This is a genomic window from Paenibacillus sp. 481, assembly GCF_021223605.1.
Taxonomy (GTDB): Bacteria; Bacillota; Bacilli; order Paenibacillales; family Paenibacillaceae; genus Paenibacillus_B.
This window is the reverse complement of sequence record NZ_CP075175.1, coordinates 752,079-768,956: the sequence shown is the minus strand read 5'-3', so window position 1 is coordinate 768,956 and position 16,878 is coordinate 752,079. Positions and strand designations below refer to the sequence as shown.

The 16,878-nt window shown below is 46.5% G+C and carries 15 protein-coding genes and 1 other RNA gene; 15 read left to right on the top strand and 1 reads right to left on the bottom strand.

The features are described 5' to 3' along the window. Positions 1–21: 21 nt before the first annotated feature. The 5 genes from dnaG to rnpB all read left to right on the top strand — a co-directional run bounded on the left by dnaG (position 22) and on the right by rnpB (position 5,592). Complete coding sequence (dnaG, locus tag KIK04_RS03160; RefSeq protein WP_232276886.1) at positions 22–1,851, top strand: DNA primase; 1,830 nt, start codon at positions 22–24, stop codon at positions 1,849–1,851. 35 nt (positions 1,852–1,886) lie between these two features. Further along, positions 1,887–3,011: an RNA polymerase sigma factor RpoD gene (rpoD, locus tag KIK04_RS03155; protein WP_232276885.1), complete on the top strand. Its 1,125-nt coding sequence runs from the start codon at positions 1,887–1,889 to the stop codon at positions 3,009–3,011. Positions 3,012–3,269: 258 nt separating this feature from the next. After that, positions 3,270–4,046, top strand: coding sequence for a tRNA (adenine(22)-N(1))-methyltransferase (locus KIK04_RS03150; protein WP_232276884.1), 777 nt, complete (start codon positions 3,270–3,272; stop codon positions 4,044–4,046). Then, positions 4,022–5,137, top strand: a complete 1,116-nt coding sequence (locus tag KIK04_RS03145; protein WP_232276883.1) for a Nif3-like dinuclear metal center hexameric protein — start codon at positions 4,022–4,024, stop codon at positions 5,135–5,137. The genes KIK04_RS03150 and KIK04_RS03145 overlap by 25 nt, the downstream gene beginning before the upstream one ends. 55 nt (positions 5,138–5,192) lie before the next feature. Continuing rightward, an RNA gene (rnpB, locus tag KIK04_RS03140) (RNase P RNA component class A) lies at positions 5,193–5,592 on the top strand. Positions 5,593–5,662: 70 nt separating this feature from the next. Here the strand turns inward: rnpB and KIK04_RS03135 are convergent. Continuing rightward, positions 5,663–7,570, bottom strand: coding sequence for a S8 family peptidase (locus KIK04_RS03135; protein ID WP_232276882.1), 1,908 nt, complete (start codon positions 7,568–7,570; stop codon positions 5,663–5,665). A gap of 228 nt (positions 7,571–7,798) precedes the next feature. Here KIK04_RS03135 and KIK04_RS03130 point away from each other — a divergent pair, with 228 nt between their 5' ends. From KIK04_RS03130 to KIK04_RS03085, 10 genes are all read left to right on the top strand, one after another. After that, a complete protein-coding gene (locus tag KIK04_RS03130) occupies positions 7,799–8,299 on the top strand; it encodes a YpuI family protein (RefSeq protein ID WP_232276881.1) in 501 nt (166 codons plus the stop codon). A gap of 37 nt (positions 8,300–8,336) precedes the next feature. Next, complete coding sequence (locus KIK04_RS03125) at positions 8,337–8,657, top strand: DUF1540 domain-containing protein (protein ID WP_332329992.1); 321 nt, start codon at positions 8,337–8,339, stop codon at positions 8,655–8,657. A 10-nt stretch (positions 8,658–8,667) separates the two neighbouring features. Continuing rightward, positions 8,668–9,078 carry a 5-bromo-4-chloroindolyl phosphate hydrolysis family protein gene (locus KIK04_RS03120; protein ID WP_232276879.1) on the top strand — a complete coding sequence of 137 codons (411 nt, stop codon included), beginning with the start codon at positions 8,668–8,670 and terminating at the stop codon, positions 9,076–9,078. A gap of 391 nt (positions 9,079–9,469) precedes the next feature. After that, positions 9,470–10,648, top strand: a complete 1,179-nt coding sequence (locus tag KIK04_RS03115; protein WP_232276878.1) for a cysteine desulfurase family protein — start codon at positions 9,470–9,472, stop codon at positions 10,646–10,648. A 70-nt stretch (positions 10,649–10,718) separates the two neighbouring features. After that, on the top strand, positions 10,719–12,032 hold the full coding sequence (gene thiI / locus KIK04_RS03110) for a tRNA uracil 4-sulfurtransferase ThiI (RefSeq protein ID WP_232276877.1): 1,314 nt from the start codon (positions 10,719–10,721) through the stop codon (positions 12,030–12,032). A gap of 96 nt (positions 12,033–12,128) precedes the next feature. Beyond that, the gene (locus KIK04_RS03105; protein WP_232276876.1) at positions 12,129–12,791 is read left to right on the top strand and encodes a TerC family protein; all 663 of its coding nucleotides are present in this window, start codon (positions 12,129–12,131) and stop codon (positions 12,789–12,791) included. Positions 12,792–13,049: 258 nt separating this feature from the next. Further along, positions 13,050–14,891 (top strand): translational GTPase TypA, encoded by a 1,842-nt coding sequence (gene typA, locus KIK04_RS03100; RefSeq protein ID WP_232276875.1) that lies wholly within the window; start codon positions 13,050–13,052, stop codon positions 14,889–14,891. A 51-nt stretch (positions 14,892–14,942) separates the two neighbouring features. Then, entirely contained in the window at positions 14,943–15,239 is a 297-nt protein-coding gene (locus KIK04_RS03095) for a YlaH-like family protein (protein ID WP_232276874.1), read from the top strand. A 57-nt stretch (positions 15,240–15,296) separates the two neighbouring features. Further along, entirely contained in the window at positions 15,297–15,578 is a 282-nt protein-coding gene (locus tag KIK04_RS03090) for a hypothetical protein (RefSeq protein ID WP_232276873.1), read from the top strand. Between the two features lie 12 nt (positions 15,579–15,590). Continuing rightward, positions 15,591–16,757, top strand: coding sequence for an LCP family protein (locus KIK04_RS03085; RefSeq protein WP_232276872.1), 1,167 nt, complete (start codon positions 15,591–15,593; stop codon positions 16,755–16,757). The last annotated feature ends 121 nt before the right edge of the window (positions 16,758–16,878 follow it).

Genomic DNA, 16,878 nt, shown 5'->3' with positions numbered 1-16,878 from the left:
TTGATGAAGGTGGTTTAGGCGATGAGTGGACACGGACTAATCCCAGATGAACTTAGGGATGAAGTGTTAAAGCGGAACGATGTAGCTGATGTCGTTGGTCAATATGTCCATCTGTCAAAGCAAGGCAAGTATTTAAAAGGGTTATGTCCTTTTCATTCCGAGAAGACACCATCGTTCACAGTGACGCCTGAAAAGCAAATATTTCATTGCTATGGCTGCGGTGCGAGCGGAAATGTGATCCGTTTTGTTATGGATATTGAAGGTTTTTCTTACCCGGAAGCGATTAAACACTTAGCAGAAGCGGCGGATATCCCATTTTCATGGGAGGATAAACCAATAGAGCGAAGTCCGCACAGCCAAGCGAAGGATCGAATAATCGAAGGTCATGAACTCGCTGCAAAGCTGTATCATTATGTGCTCATGAATACGGCTCACGGGCAAGCTGCGCTTGCATATTTGCGAAATCGTGGCATTCATGACAAATTAATTGAGCAATTCCAAATCGGATATGCACCACCGCAATGGGACACGCTTGTACAGCTGTTGACGAAGCGTGAATTTGACTTGTCTCAAATGGAACAAGGGGGACTAGTGTCCGCGCGCCAGAACGGCAGCGGATACGTCGATCGTTTTCGTGACCGTATCATGTTTCCGATATGGGATCGTAACGGTCGGACTATCGCATTTGGCGGACGAATTTTAGGTGAAGGTCAGCCGAAATATTTGAATTCACCGCAAACGATAGTGTTTGATAAATCCAAGCTGTTGTATAACTTGCATCAGGCTAGACCTCATATTAAACGGACAGGGCAACTTGTGTTGTTTGAGGGGTATGCGGATGTGATTCAAGCTTGGAATGCTGAGGTGTGCAATGGCGTTGCTACGATGGGTACTGCGCTGACGACTGACCACGTTTCGTATATGAAGCGCTTAGCCGAAAGTGTAACGATATGTTACGACGGTGATGACGCTGGTCAAGCAGCTGCTTTGAAATCGATAACGTTATTGGAGCAAGCAGGCATACACGTGGCTGTAGCGATGCTGCCCGATCGATTGGATCCGGACGATTACATCAAGACACACGGTGCCGAACGATTCCGCCACGCGATTATTGCTGCCGCCGTTACGCCAACAAAATTCAAACTTATATCTATGCGCCGGAATCATATACTGCTAGAAGATGATGGCAAACGCCGCTATAAAGATGAAGCGATGCGAATTATTACGCCGCTTGCTTCTCCTGTAGAGAGGGAAATGCATTTTAAGGAATTGGCGCAGCAGTTAGATGTATCGTTAGATACATTGAAGCAAGAATATGCGAATTCGCGACAAAAGCTGCAAAAAGTGAACGCAAACGGGGATAATCAGGACATTTGGTGGAATAATGTTAGGAATGATAAACGTAATATTGCCCCGCCTACGTTACGGCCAGCTTATGTATATGCGGAACGCAGCTTGCTTGCGATCATGTTTCAAGATATAGAAGTTGCTGATTACGTTGAGCGAAATCTTGGTGAACAATTTAATGTAGATGATCATGCGGCACTAGCTGCTTATCTATACGCCTATTATGCGCAAGGAAATGAACCAGATTTCAGTCGGTACATGGCCACCTTGCAGGATGAACGATTAGAGAAAGTCGCAGTTTCCATATCGATGAATGAAGCACCGCTTCATCAAGATAACGGCTTATTGGACGACTATATCGAACTAATCCTTAAAGTGCCTCGACAGCAAGAAATCGAGCTTAAAAGAGAAGAAATGTTAAAAGCGGAACGTTCCGGAGAAGTGTTGCGCGCCGCGCAAATCGCACAAGAAATTATAGCCCTAGAGCAGCAATTGAAGAGATAGCAACGAGATACTTCTAGGGGGAAGGGAGTCGAAAGATGGCGAATGATCAACATACTGGACTCGACACTGAAACAGCATTAGATCAAGTAAAGGACCAGTTGATCGAAATCGGCAAAAAGCGAGGTACGCTAAGCTATAAAGAAATTGCCGAAAAAATGTCAACGTTCGACCAAGACTCTGATCAAATGGACGAGTTCTTTGAACACCTTGCTGATCAAGGGATTGAAGTTGTAAACGTAACGGATGATGAAATGAATGCCCGTACTACCGACCGTGAAGATGAGTCGGATGATTTCCAATTTGACGATGATCTTTCTTTGCCGCCAGGAATCAAAATAAATGATCCTGTGCGTATGTACTTGAAAGAAATCGGCCGTGTTCCGCTCTTGTCCGCAGAGGAAGAGATTGAGCTTGCAGAGCGAATCGAACGAGGTGACGAGGAAGCTAAGAAGCGCCTTGCAGAGGCAAACTTGCGACTCGTAGTATCGATTGCGAAGCGTTATGTAGGTCGCGGAATGTTGTTCCTTGATCTTATTCAAGAAGGCAACATGGGTCTCATTAAAGCGGTTGAGAAGTTCGACCATAGCAAAGGCTTCAAATTTAGTACGTATGCAACATGGTGGATTAGACAGGCCATAACGCGTGCGATCGCTGACCAAGCGCGTACGATTCGTATTCCGGTCCATATGGTTGAAACGATTAACAAACTTATTCGTGTGTCCCGTCAGTTATTGCAAGAGCTTGGGCGCGAACCTAGCCCAGAAGAGATTGCAGCTGAAATGGAACTCAGCGTCGAAAAAGTTCGTGAAATTATGAAGATTGCTCAAGAGCCGGTATCGTTGGAAACTCCGATTGGTGAAGAAGACGATTCACACTTAGGTGACTTTATAGAGGATCAAGAAGCACTGGCACCTGCTGATGCAGCTGCTTATGAGCTATTGAAGGAGCAGTTGGAAGACGTACTGGACACGCTCACAGAACGTGAAGAGAATGTTCTTCGTCTGCGTTTCGGTCTTGATGATGGACGTACTCGTACGTTGGAGGAAGTAGGCAAAGTGTTCGGTGTTACGCGCGAACGTATTCGTCAAATCGAGGCGAAAGCACTTCGCAAGCTACGTCATCCGAGCCGCAGCAAGCGATTGAAAGATTTCCTTGAATAACATGTAAATCGGTTAGACCTTCTGATGCGTATGATATTCGCATTCAGCAAGGTCTTTTCTTTCAATTGCTTAGTACTTAGGAATAAAAATGTTTATGTGTGCGCACGTATGACACGTATGAATCGTAACTTTAGTGGAATTGATTTACTCCATTTATCAATAATGGATTCATTTATGTTGTTGGAACCTATTTTACCGCTTTTTTACTGACAATGCAAATGAGGTTCTGAATTTATTAACAGTAGGTGAACGGGATTCGTGAATATTAAATTATCGAACCGTCTGCAATACATTGCAGACTTGGTACCGCAAGGCAGTCGCTTGGCTGACATTGGGTCAGACCACGCGTTGCTGCCTGTATTTTTAGCGAAGCAGGAGCGTGTTCCATTTGCTGTCGCAGGTGAAGTCAATCAAGGGCCATATGATGCGGCACGCCGACAAGTAAGGGCAACACGTTTAGAGCAAGTGGTTGATGTACGTAAAGGTAACGGGTTAGCAGTCATTCAACCCGGTGAAATCGATTGCGTAACGATTGCCGGCATGGGTGGAAGCTTAATCGTTCAGATTTTGTCTGCGGATGAAAGCAAACTTACGGGCGTGTCCCGTCTCGTACTACAGCCGAATGTAGGCGAGGAGCTCGTTCGCCAATGGCTGCGTGACAATGGGTGGGCGCTTATTCATGAGCATATTTTAGAAGAAGATGGAAAAATATATGAGATTCTGCATGCGGAACGCAGCGATGCTGATCATGTGAACGCAGCTTTAGCCGATGCGAAATTGTATGCACCGCGCAAGTTGAGCAATGGTATTACGCTTGATGAGCAATGGCTCTTAAAGTTAGGGCCGATGCTGTCTGTTGAAGCGACAGACGTCTTTGTGGCCAAGTGGAAGTCTGAAATTAAAAAGCAAGAGCGTGTTCTGCACACCATGGCACAAACTGACGCGGAAGAAGTGGCAGAGCGACGCGCATTGTTTGCAGCTAAAAAAGCGGAACTGGAGGCGATTGTCGAATGTTTGCAAAAGGACAAACGATAATTCAGTGGATGGAGCAGCTGGCACCTAAATCGTTAGCTGTACCGGACGATAAAATCGGCTTACAGCTTGGTACACTGAACAAGCAGGTTGAGAAAGTTCTTGTAGCGCTAGACGTTACAGATGAGGTAGTCGAGGAAGCTATCCGCCTAGGTGCACAATTAATTATTGCTCATCATGCGATTATTTTTAGGCCGTTGGCGCATTTGCAAACCGATACCGTTGCCGGAAGATTGTATGAAAAGCTAATTAAGCACGACATTGCTGTCTACATTACACATACGAATTATGACATCGCCGAAGGTGGAATGAACGACTTAATGGCTGCTTGTCTCGATTTAACAGAGACAAAAGCTCTTGAAACGTTGCAAACCGAACCTTTGCAGAAGCTTGTCGTCTTTGTACCTGAGACGCATGCTGATCATGTACGTGCTGCCGTATTGAACGCGGGAGCGGGTCATATCGGCAACTATAGTCATTGTAGCTTCAATCTGAATGGAACAGGCACATTTATGCCTCAAGCAGGATCTCAGCCCTTTATCGGTGCGGCAGGCAAGCTGGAGCACGTTGAGGAAGTTCGAATCGAGACGATTGTGCCTAAATCGGTTAAGAGTCGTGTACTGCAAGCGATGTTTAAAGCGCATCCTTACGAGGAAGTGGCTTACGATTTATATCCGCTTGATATGCCGGGGAAAGCATTTGGCCTCGGCAGAATCGGCAAACTAGACAGCGGAATTTCACTTCAGCAATTGGTCGATAAGGTCAAGCAACGCTTTGAAGTGCCGCATGTACGTGTTGTAGGCGATTTGTCTAGACAAGTTCTCAAGGTTGCGGTATTGGGTGGGTCAGGTGCCCGTTATGTGCGCCATGCTTTGTTCCAAGGCGCTGATGTGCTCGTAACCGGAGATATCGATTATCATACGGCGCACGATGCATTGGCAGCTGGATTAGCGATTATTGATGCAGGTCACAATGCGGAGAAAATGATGAAGCAAGACGTTGCCTCACGTTTGCAGTCGTTAAATGACAAGCATGGAACAGGGACAACGTTCCATGCTTCAGAGCTGTCGACAGAGCCGTTTCAATTTGTGTAAAAAGTTGATGGTTGAGTTTCAGGCTAGAACCTAGTATACTTACGAATGTTGTCGGAAAGTTTGACAGACAATCGCTGGTGACGTAAGTCACGAGAGGAAAGTCCGGGCTCCATAGGGCAGGATGCTGGATAACGTCCAGTCAGCGCGAGTTGAAGGATAGTGCCACAGAAATGGACCGCCGATGGCCGCCTTGTGCGGCACAGGCAAGGGTGGAACCGTGGTGTAAGAGACCACGAGGAGCGTTGGTGACCTCGTTCCTGGTAAACCCCATCTGGAGCAAGACCTAATGAGACGCAGCCCCTTGTGGGCAACCTTAGCCCGAGGTGCGTCTGGGTTGGTCGCTGGAGCTGCCCAGCAATGCGCAGCGTAGATAGATGATTGTCACCTAGTAGTGGAAGGGTTGCACCCGTAACACCACGAACGGAACAGAACCCGGCTTATGGCAAGCTTTCCATCGCTACAACACAACATTTAATGCCATGAATATAATTAACCCGCAGGCACGCCTGCGGGTTTTTTGATTGCTTATTTAGCGGATTGCCGCACAAAACGTGACACGATCCGGTTTAAATTCGACTCAACATTTTGCGGATGTAAAGACAAAGACGTTTTACGTTGGTCCGCCATATTCAGGGCACGCTCAACATCAATTTGCCCAAAGCCAAAAAACGTATCTTTGCCTGGAGAGCCTAAGTCATTTACACTTTCACGCATGATGTCGTAAATTTCGGTATTACGCAAACTCGGGTTCGCTGAGCGGATTAGCGCTGCAAGCGCGGATACGTGTGGGCAGGCCATTGACGTTCCTGAAAGCGCCGCATACTGATTATTCGGATACGTGCTTGCGATCGTTGCACCTGGCGCGACGACATCAACGTAGCTACCATAATTGGAAAATGACGCTTTTTGCTTATTTTCGTCGGTCGCGGATACGGCGAATACTTCGGGATACGCGGCAGGGAAACCAGGGCGGCGCGTATTATCGTTGCCAGTTGCTGCGATGAGCACCACGTCGCGCTCAAACGCGTATTTCACTGCGTCATGCAAAAAAGCGCCGTCGGCATAGTTGCCTAAGCTTAAATTAATTACTTTAGCACCATGATCCGTGGCCCAAATAATTCCTTCGGCTACCGAATACGATGTGCCCGACCCATTGCTATCTAGAGCCTTAATCGGCATGATCGGATTGTACCATGTCATGCCAGCAACACCTTCACCGTTGTTGACCGTCGCTCCGATAATACCGGCTACGTGTGTACCGTGCCCAACGTCATCTTGGGGCAGTTTATCAGGGTCAAATACATTGTAACCTTTAACCAGTTTATTTTTTAAATCGGCATGCTTCAAATCCACACCTGTATCCACGACCGCTACAACGACATTTTGCTTACCTTTTGTTAAATTCCAGCCACCATTCGTATGAATGATCGGTAAATTCCATTGATAATTTTTGTAAAATAGATCGTTTGGCTCTTCACCAGCTTGAGCAGCCTTCGTCTTTGATGTCGGAGACAACACGCGCAAGCTTGTTTTTTCCTCATTCGTCATATACAAATAATGTGGCTCTGCGTAGAGTGGATTAAACTGTGCAAAATATTGCTGCATCTGCTCTGCACTCATCCAATTGGAACGAAAAAGATACGTGTTGCCAAGTTTGCGTGGAGCGGAGCAGCCGGTCTCACGCATGATTTGCTGCATCTGGTTGCGGTCAGGATCGGTGCGAAAACGAACAACGATCTCTTTTTGATAATAATGACTTTTGCCCTCATTATCTGCGCCCGTACGAACAGGAACATCTTGCATCGTGTTGCTGTCTACCGACTTGACTCGATACTTCGAATCAGGCGGATATGGAACGAGTCGTAAGTTTTTTTGCTGGTGGCTGCGCACTGATTGCACAACATGCCGATTAATGACGGCAACTAAGCCGACATTAGCGTTAGAAGCTGGAATGCCCATCACGATATGGCGTTCGCCACGTATAAGCAGTTCGGGAGATACGTAGGACTCGCGTTTGCTTATATGCAGCTTGGCACTTTGCACAAAACTGTTTAATTGTTTATTTGTTTGCCACATCTCGTCTTTTGGCAATTCGCCGTAAGACCACTGCCGTACCTCTTTTTCATTTAACCACGCTACATATACGAATTGTGGGTGCAACTGCATGAGTTGTCTTACCTTTTGCTGTGCTTCAGATGGTGAAGCTTGGTGTAAAGTTGCAACTGCCTGTTCTAAATCTTTGCGGACATCCAGTGCAAATAGCTTTCCTGTTACGTCAACATCTTGCTGTACAATGTTCTGTTTGATCTTCATATCTGATTGCATACGTTGTTCTGCCGTGTTCGATGATTTGTTGCCTGTATTCCACAGTAGAGGCACGGCTAATATCGTTACTCCCAGTACGCCAAGCCATGCAATGGATCGATTATGCATTGGTCTTCCTCCTCATTTACTACTCGCTCTGTAAGACAGCTTTATATGTAGCTTTTGGACGGACGCACAAAATTATTCTCCGTATCGAATCGCCTGAAAAATGGATGGAAAGGAGTACCATTGCCATTAATTTTGTGGTAGGATAAGGATGTCAAAGGCAATCGTCGCAGCATATTGCTTGCTTTCGTTGCACGAACCGATAAGGATTGTTTAAGGGGGAGCATTCTAATGCCAGCATCCAATGTGAAGCAGCTTTGCGAAGTTTCCAGAATTAAATTAAAGTACGCTATTGACCAGCTTGAGCTTTTTTTGAACGAATATTCGTTAGCGAAGCTTGTGGACGAGCAACAGGACGAGCAGACGGTTAGCTTTTATAAGGGCTTTCTAACTGATATGCGTCACTTGCTCGTGTTTTCGGAAGCGAGCTACGAGAAGCTGGGCGTCACGCTACGTCGCGCGAACTTTAACAATGACTTTGCAGAGCGGGCTTTATATGATGTTTATCATCAATGTGTAAATGCATTTTTTTATCCGAAAAATGAATGTTACTCGGAAGACGGACGTTATGCCTATACAGGACAAGATGCCATTCGCTTCCGCTCAAAACCGGTGCGTCCTGTGCGCGACATTATACTTGATATTACTAAAGGCTTTGAAGAATTACGTGATGAACTGGCTTACTACGAAAGCGACTATTTAACGCAAAGAAGAATGCAAGGCCAAAAGTAAAGATACCGCTTGTACATAAGCGCCTCCATCTAAGGAGGTGCTTATTTTTTTTACTGGAGAAGTTGCCATAAATGTAATCGGATACAGCGGCTGTCGCACGGACAACCTGTTAACGGAGGTGATCGATGTGGCGGAAAGACCCGTCGTGCATTGTAGTATTGCCAACTGTAAGTTTTGGGGTGATTTTCGATGTCATGCAGAACAAATCGTGATTGAAATAGATGCACACGCACGCACTAATGTGAACGAAGAGTTTGCTGACGAATTAGGTGGCCCTCACAAAGATTGTGCACCGACTTCTGCTGCAACTTGCTGTCAAACATTCAAACCTAAGGATGATTCTTCTTGTCCTAGTTAAAGGAGCCATTATGTCGAAGCATTATAAACCAGAACATCGTCGCATCAAACGTGAACGTATTCGCATTCATTCGACGGCACAAGAAGAAGCCTCAGCGACGAACACAACACCAGTTGACGATACATTTGCAAGTGAGGCAGATACTGAATTTGCTGCTGAAGTGGCTGGCTTTCCAGTTTCAAATGCTGTAACTTACACAGAACGAAATAATAGCAACAGCTATGCATCTTCACTCGGAACGGTCGCGGTCATTTTTGCTATTGTTTCCTTTTTCCTGTTTCCATTTTGGCTAGGTCTTTCAGCAGCTATTTTAGGGGTTATGGCGTATTATCAAGGCAGTCGAATCAGAGCTGTTGCTGCCATTATGCTTGGTGTATTGGCAGCTATGCTGCGTGCGCTGCTGATCGCTTTCATCGTGTAATGCTAATGATGTAAATAAGAGTCTTAGTCTGAATGTGGCTGACCGGAACAGATCGGAGCTGACTGGAACAGATCGGAGCTGACTGGAACAGGTCGGAACTGATCGAGACCGATTGGGACAGACCAAGACAGACCGAGACAGACCGGGACAGACCAAGACAGACCAAGACAGACCAAGACAGACCGAGACAGACTGGGAATGCCCCACCATGTATGAGCCTATGTTAGGCTCTTTTTTTGTGGGATGGAATCGGAATCATCATTTTGATAAAAAGATGGTGAAAATGCACGAAACCGTGTAAAATATAAAGCATGTTTTACGGGGATCACAACGGCTGGGGAACGTCCTCCATGCTTGTTATGGTCTTTTTTAGTGTAAAGGAGGAGCACCTTTGAACGAGCTTAATTTGTATTTTGACCATAGTGCTTCTACGCCTCCTCATCCTGACGTGATTCGGACGATGGCCGAGGTGATGGAACGGGTGTACGCGAATCCATCATCGATTCATCAAGTGGGTGGCCATGCGGAACAGATGATACGTCGTGCTAGAGAAGTCATTGCGCAAGCGCTGACCGTCCAGCCGTCGGACGTTATATTTACATCGGGCGCTACGGAAAGCAATAACTTAGCGGTGCTTGGCGTGGCCCGTGCACAGCTTGCTTTAGGTAAATCAGTCCATATGATCACATCCCATTTGGAACATGCTTCGGTGTTCGAAAGTTATAAACAGTTAGAACGTGAAGGGGTTAGCGTCACGTATGTGCCAGTTGATAGCAATGGCCGCGTGCAGCCTGAACAAATTGAACGAGCGTTGCGACCAGACACGATCATGGTTAGTGTCATGCATGTCAACAACGAGACGGGGGCTATACAACCGTTAGAAGAGATCGGTCAAATACTACGTCAACGGTCGAACGCGTACTTCCATGTAGATGGGGTACAAGGATTAGGTAAAATAGCTGTCGCGTTAGAGCGATGGAATGCGCATTTATATAGCATTTCCGGTCATAAAATCAATGGGCCAAAAGGTGTTGGCGCTCTTATTCGGCGTGGTCAGGTTCGAATGCAGCCGCTCTTTTTTGGAGGTTTGCAGGAGCAGCAGGTACGTCCGGGGACGGAAAATGTACCCGCAATCGTTGCTTTCGCTAAGGCTGTTCGCCTAGCGGTTGAAGGTCAGTCGGAGCGTTATGAACAGCTTGTGCGACTGCGTGAACAAGTTGTGGCTGCGTTACGTGACGAAAGCGCATTTCAGGTGCTTAAGCTGAACAGCCCGGAGCTGCCATTGTCGGCTCCACACATTATTAATGTGTCCTATCCAGGAATGAAATCCGAAGTGGTTGTCCATTCCTTAGAGCAACACGGAATCGTCGTGTCCACACAATCGGCATGTTCTTCCAAGCTGCATAAGCCAAGCCGCGTGTTGCTGGCGATGACGAATGATGCAGGAAGAGCCTCAAGTGGGCTTCGTATCAGTCTGGCTGCGAACCATACGGAGCGAGATATTAGCCAATTAATTTCCGCATTGCAGCAAACGGTTGCACAACTACAACCGCTTATGCAGCGTCGTTAATTTGAACTTTTAAATGTGTAAATCATCCACACTTTGTGGAGGTTGGAACGAGAAGGGCAGGTATATATAAATGGAATATGATATGTTATTGCTGCGTTACGGAGAAATTACACTAAAGGGTAAAAATAGACATAAGTTCGAAAGAGCGGCGTATCAACATGTCAAAAACGTGTTGAAGCCTTTCCCGAATACGAAGATTATCAAGGAGTTCGGACGTCTTTATGTTGAACTGAATGGCGAATCGATGCGCGACATTGTCAACGTGTTGAAGCATGTGTTCGGTTTCGTATCGCTGAGTCCGGTTAAGAAAGCGCCGTCTGAATTAGAAGCGATTATTGCGACTGCTGAGCAGCTCATGGCAGAGATGAATCCGCAAGAAGGCACAACGTTCAAAGTGTCAGCTCGCCGTGCTTGGAAGGCGTTCCCGCATTCCTCGCAAGAAGTTAGCCCGTTGGTAGCTGCACCTGTATTACGTCTGTTCCCGCAGTTAAAGGTAGATGTACGTAATCCTGAAATCGATCTGCGCGTCGAAGTTCGCGAAGAAGGAACATTCCTATTCAGCGAAGTTATTCCGGCTGTAGGTGGTTTTCCGCTTGGCTCTAACGGCCGCGCGATGTTGCTGCTCTCTGGCGGTATCGACAGCCCAGTGGCAGGCTATCAAGCGCTGCGCAAAGGCTTGGAAGTGGAAGCAATCCATTTCCATAGCTATCCGTTTACGAGTGAGCGTGCGAAGCAAAAAGTCATCGACTTGGCTCAAGTGTTGGCCAATTATTCCGGCTATATGAAAGTGCATATGGTATCGTTCACAGATATCCAGACGCGCTTGCATCAAGCAGGGAAAGAAAGCCTGCTTATTACGATCATGCGTCGGGTTATGCTGCGCATTGCCACGCAAATAGCGGAAAAGCGTAAAGGACATGCTATCGTGACTGGCGATAGCCTCGGTCAAGTGGCGAGTCAAACGTTAGGCAGCATGAACGTGATTGGGCGTACAACCGATCTGCCATTGCTGCGACCGCTCGTCACGATGGATAAAGAAGAGATTATTAAAATCGCACACCATATCGGCACGTTCGATTTGTCCATTTTACCGTTTGAGGACTGCTGTACATTGTTTGTACCTAAAGCACCTGCGACAAATCCGAATCTAAAAGTAGTCGAGTATGTTGAACAATCGATTCCTGAACTTGACGAGCTGATTGCGCAAGCAGTCGAGACAACGGAGACGATTATTCTTCGTCCTGGTATGGAGCCGTATGTGTTGGAGAAGGATCAAGAGAAGGCTAGTTCTGCAACGCCTTCAGCACCCTCTACACCTACAGGACTTACAACGGAAAATGCTGCGGGCGGTGAATCGGCTCCGAAGCAGGATGATTGGTTCTAACGTAGCTGCACAATTACGATTTAACCGATAGCGATTAAATTTTGGTCATAGCCCGTTCCGTTCTCACATACACCTGTACAGGGGGAGGGACGGGCTGTGGAACAATTATGGCTGCTGGCCGAAATATTGCTCATTAATGTTGTGCTTAGTGGAGACAATGCTGTTGTTATTGCCATGTCCAGTCAGCATTTGCCTGAACGTGAGCGCCGACAGGCGATTTGGTGGGGAGCGGCGGGCGCAGTAGTGCTGCGCTGCTTACTGACTGTTGTCGCAGTGTGGCTCATGGACATCCCGCTCGTTCAAGCAGCCGGAGGCGTCATGCTGTTCGTCATCGCGATTCAATTGCTCAACGATAGTGTGCACGATCTTGGCGGCGTTAAGGAAGTAGGCTCACTATGGAGCGCGGTGCGGACGATTCTTATTGCTGACTTCATTATGAGTTTGGACAATGTATTGGCAATTGCTGCTGTCGCGAAAGGTCAAATGGCCTACATCATACTTGGCATTGCGCTAAGTATTCCCATTATTGTGTGGGGAAGCGCATTTGTAACGGATATGATGCGTCGCTTCCCATCCGTTGTGCTATTAGGAGCGGGCATCCTCGGCTTCACTTCTGGCGAAATGATTAGCGCAGACCAACAACTATCGCAATGGCTCCCGTCGTTCTGGGGCCCACTGCACACGTTGTTGCCATGGCTTGTTCTTACTATTGTTCTATTCGTTGGCTTTGTTATGAAGCGGCAAGGAAATAAGGTATAGATACGTAAATCAAGCAAGTTAAGTAAAGGTAGTAATGTATTGCAACCAATTTTGAAAGTGATTGCGTTTGCAAGGGCTTACTTCAGCTTCCTGTGTCGATGTTTTTGCGGCACGCAGGAAGTTTTTTGTTGTTTTTTAGCGTGTAGGTAGTAATTTTTCATCGTTTCATATACACTATATAAGGTAAATTGGACGGAATGCCGTCGGAACTCGTAACACCTTTATTACGTTAAGTTCAGAAAGGAAAGGTTTAATTTTATGCATCAACGTTCTAACATTCGCAACATTGCGATTATTGCTCACGTCGACCACGGTAAAACAACATTGGTTGATAAATTGCTACAACAGTCCGGTACGTTCCGTGACAACGAAGTTCTACAGGAGCGCGCAATGGACTCCAACGATTTGGAGCGCGAGCGCGGTATTACAATCTTGGCAAAGAACACTGCCATTACGTACAAAGATTATCTCATTAACATCGTAGATACACCAGGCCACGCTGACTTTGGCGGCGAGGTAGAGCGCATTATGAAAATGGTTGACGGCGTATTGCTCGTCGTTGACGCATTCGAAGGCTGCATGCCGCAAACGAAATTCGTATTGCGTAAAGCATTGGAGCACAACTTGACACCAATCGTTGTCGTTAACAAAATCGACCGTCCGAACGCTCGTCCGGCTGAAGTTATCGACGAAGTGTTGGAGTTGTTCATCGAGTTGAACGCGAACGATGATCAATTGGACTTCCCAGTTGTGTACGCTTCTGCGCTCAACGGTACGTCCAGCTTGGATAGCGACCCTGCAAACCAAGATGACAACATGCAAGCTATCTATGATACGGTTGTAGATCATATCCCTTCACCACAAGAAAATCCTGACGAGCCTTTGCAATTCCTCGTTACTTTGCTTGATTACAATGAATATCTCGGTCGTATCGCGATCGGTCGTGTAAACCGTGGACGCATTCGCCAAGGTCAAACGGTTGCCGTTATTAACCGTGATGGCCAAACGAAGCAAGCGCGCATTGAGAAGTTGTTCGGCTTCCAAGGTTTGAAGCGCGTTGAGATGGAAGAAGCGGGTGCAGGCGATATCGTTGCAATCGCAGGTATTAAAGATATAAACATCGGTGAAACGATTGCGGACGCTGCGAAGCCAGAAGCATTGCCAGTTCTGCATATCGATGAGCCAACATTGCAAATGACGTTCCTCGTGAACAACTCTCCATTTGCAGGTCGTGAAGGTAAATGGGTAACGTCCCGTAAAATTCGCGAGCGTTTGTTTAAAGAGTTGGAGACAGATGTCAGCTTGCGCGTTGAAGAAACAGACAGCCCAGACGCATTTATCGTTTCCGGTCGTGGTGAGCTTCACTTGGGTATTTTGATCGAGAATATGCGTCGTGAAGGCTTTGAGCTTCAAGTATCGAAGCCAGAAGTTATCATTAAAGAAGTAGACGGCAAAAAAATGGAGCCGATTGAGCGCCTCGTTATTGACGTGCCAGAAGAATCCATGGGTGCTGTTATGGAAAGCTTGGGAACACGTAAAGCCGAGATGGTCAACATGATCAACAACGGCACAGGCCAAGTTCGCTTGGAGTTCATGATTCCAGCTCGTGGCTTGATCGGATACCGTACACAGGTTCTGACATTGACACGTGGTTACGGTATTATGAACCATGCATTTGACCACTATGGTCCGCTCATTGGCGGTCAAGTTGGTGGCCGTCACCAAGGTGTACTCGTATCCATGGAAAATGGTTCTTCGACGCTTTACGGTATCTTGTCTGTTGAAGACCGTGGTGTCTTGTTCGTTAACCCAGGTACTGAAGTGTACGAAGGTATGATCGTTGGTGAGCACACTCGCGATAACGATATCGTCGTTAACATCTGCAAAGAGAAAGCGTTGACGAACATCCGTACGGCATCGAAAGATGACACCGTGAAGATGAAGGTGCCTCGCACGTACTCTTTGGAGCAAGCGCTTGAGTACTTGAACGATGATGAATATTGTGAAATTACACCAAAAAATATTCGCTTGCGTAAAAAGATTTTGAACAAGAGCGAACGTGAACGCGCTGAAAAACAACGCAAAGTGTCCCAATCCTAAACAGCATTACAATTTAGGTAGGACATTACACGTAAAGGAGTGACCGTTTCCATGCAAGCGTGGCTGGCCTCTCATCCGTTGATTAGTTATGTGCTTATTTTTGTATTTGTCGTGTACATCTTTAATAAGGTGTTTCGGGTACAAAAGTTGCCTATTTTAAAAGAGATTCTCGCTTATTTGATGCTAGCTCTTGGTTCGTTTTTATTGCTTATTTTCCAGATCGATAAATTGCCGATTATTCAATGCTTGTTTGTAGCTGTGTCGCTCATGTTCATGGTGCGCATTCGTTACTTCGTTGAAGAACGTCAACGGAAAAAAGAGGGAAAAAATTCAGAAGCACAAAGCTAAGTAAGACAAGTAAGGGATTGCTTCTTTATAAAAGGCGGCCGAAGGAGCTGACTGACAATGATGAAGTTGCAAGTGGCATTGTTTAATTGGTTGCAGATGGTCATCGTGGCTAAAGCTCGCCCCGATGATCATGCAGCCAAAGAAACGCTTGATTTCTTTGTGCAAATTTTGCAGGAAGACCATAAGCTGACGTCGTTTGAAGCGGTACTCCAAAATAATGAAGATACGTATGTCGTTCGCTATATAGCGAACGACATCCTACATACGGAATTGTTTGACCGTGAAGATGCGGAACGGTTATGGCTCGAGATTGAGGCTAATCCGAAATATAACGAGTAAGTGAGGTCAAGTATGAAATCAACGACACCATTGCCGCCGCGTAATGAAGCACGTGGCCGGAAAGCGCCTGCTACAGGGACGCGCCGCGGGATGCCGAAATGGTTGAAGGTGCTGCTTACTGCCATTTTACTTGTTGCTGTTGCTATAGGTGTTTATGCCGGTTACTTATTTTGGTACGCCAATAATAGCCTAGATACCATTTCCACTGCTCCGAAGCAGGAGGGTGGAGGATCGGTTGATGTGACAGAAACGCTTTCTCCACAAACGGAGCCGTTCGCGTTCGTAATACTTGGAACGGATCACCGTGAGGATGCACCTGGTTTACGCAGCGATGTTGTTATGGTAGGCGGATTGCACCCTGAGACAAAAGAAGCGGTGCTTATTTCGCTACCACGAGATACATACACAGAAGTTGAAGGATATAGAGCGGACAAGCTTACGCATTATTATCCGATTTTTCATAAGCTTCATGAAGAAGGTAAGTTAGATAGTGCTTCACCAGAAGACGAAATGAAAAAGATGCTTGGCACGTATATGGGGATTAATTTTGACCATATTGCCGTCATTAATTTCAATGGTTTTGTCGACTTGGTTGATGCGGTCGGTGGTGTAAACGTAAACGTCGACCAAAATATGTGCTACCGCGATTCAATCGACGGCACGAACATCAAGTTAAAGCAAGGTGAGCAGAAGCTTGAAGGTAAGCAAGCGCTCGATTTTGTTCGCTATCGCAAATCGAATTGTCGTCCGATGACGAAGGGCACGACGGATTTTGACCGCAACAAGCGTCAAAATGAAGTGATCAGCGAAATCGTCGGCAATATGCAGTCGCTTGGTGGGGTGTCACACGTCTTTTCGGTAATCGATGCGATTTCGAAGAACTTTAAGATGGATATGACACCAGATCAAATGCGCAGCTCATTAATGACGTATTTTGACATTAACCGTCAAAATATTCATTATATTTCGGTCGATGGCGAGTGGAGAAGTCCTTACATCTATGTAGACGAGCAGAAGCTGGCAGATGCCAAGCAGACGTTGCAAGATGTGCTGGCTGGTAAATCATTAAAGACAGCTCCACCTGCATCTGCTGATCCAGGTTCAAGCGGAACGCCAGGTCCAAATGGCCCGACCGGTCCGAAAAATTCAAATCAGCAAATGCATCAAAAAGAGCAGTAATTGCAAAGCAAGGACACAAAATAAGCACTTGCCTTTTCATACGCGGTCAATTTTTACAGCATGGCATAATACAATAACATTAACCGCGAATTGATCAAGGGGGCTGAACGATGTCCAAGGC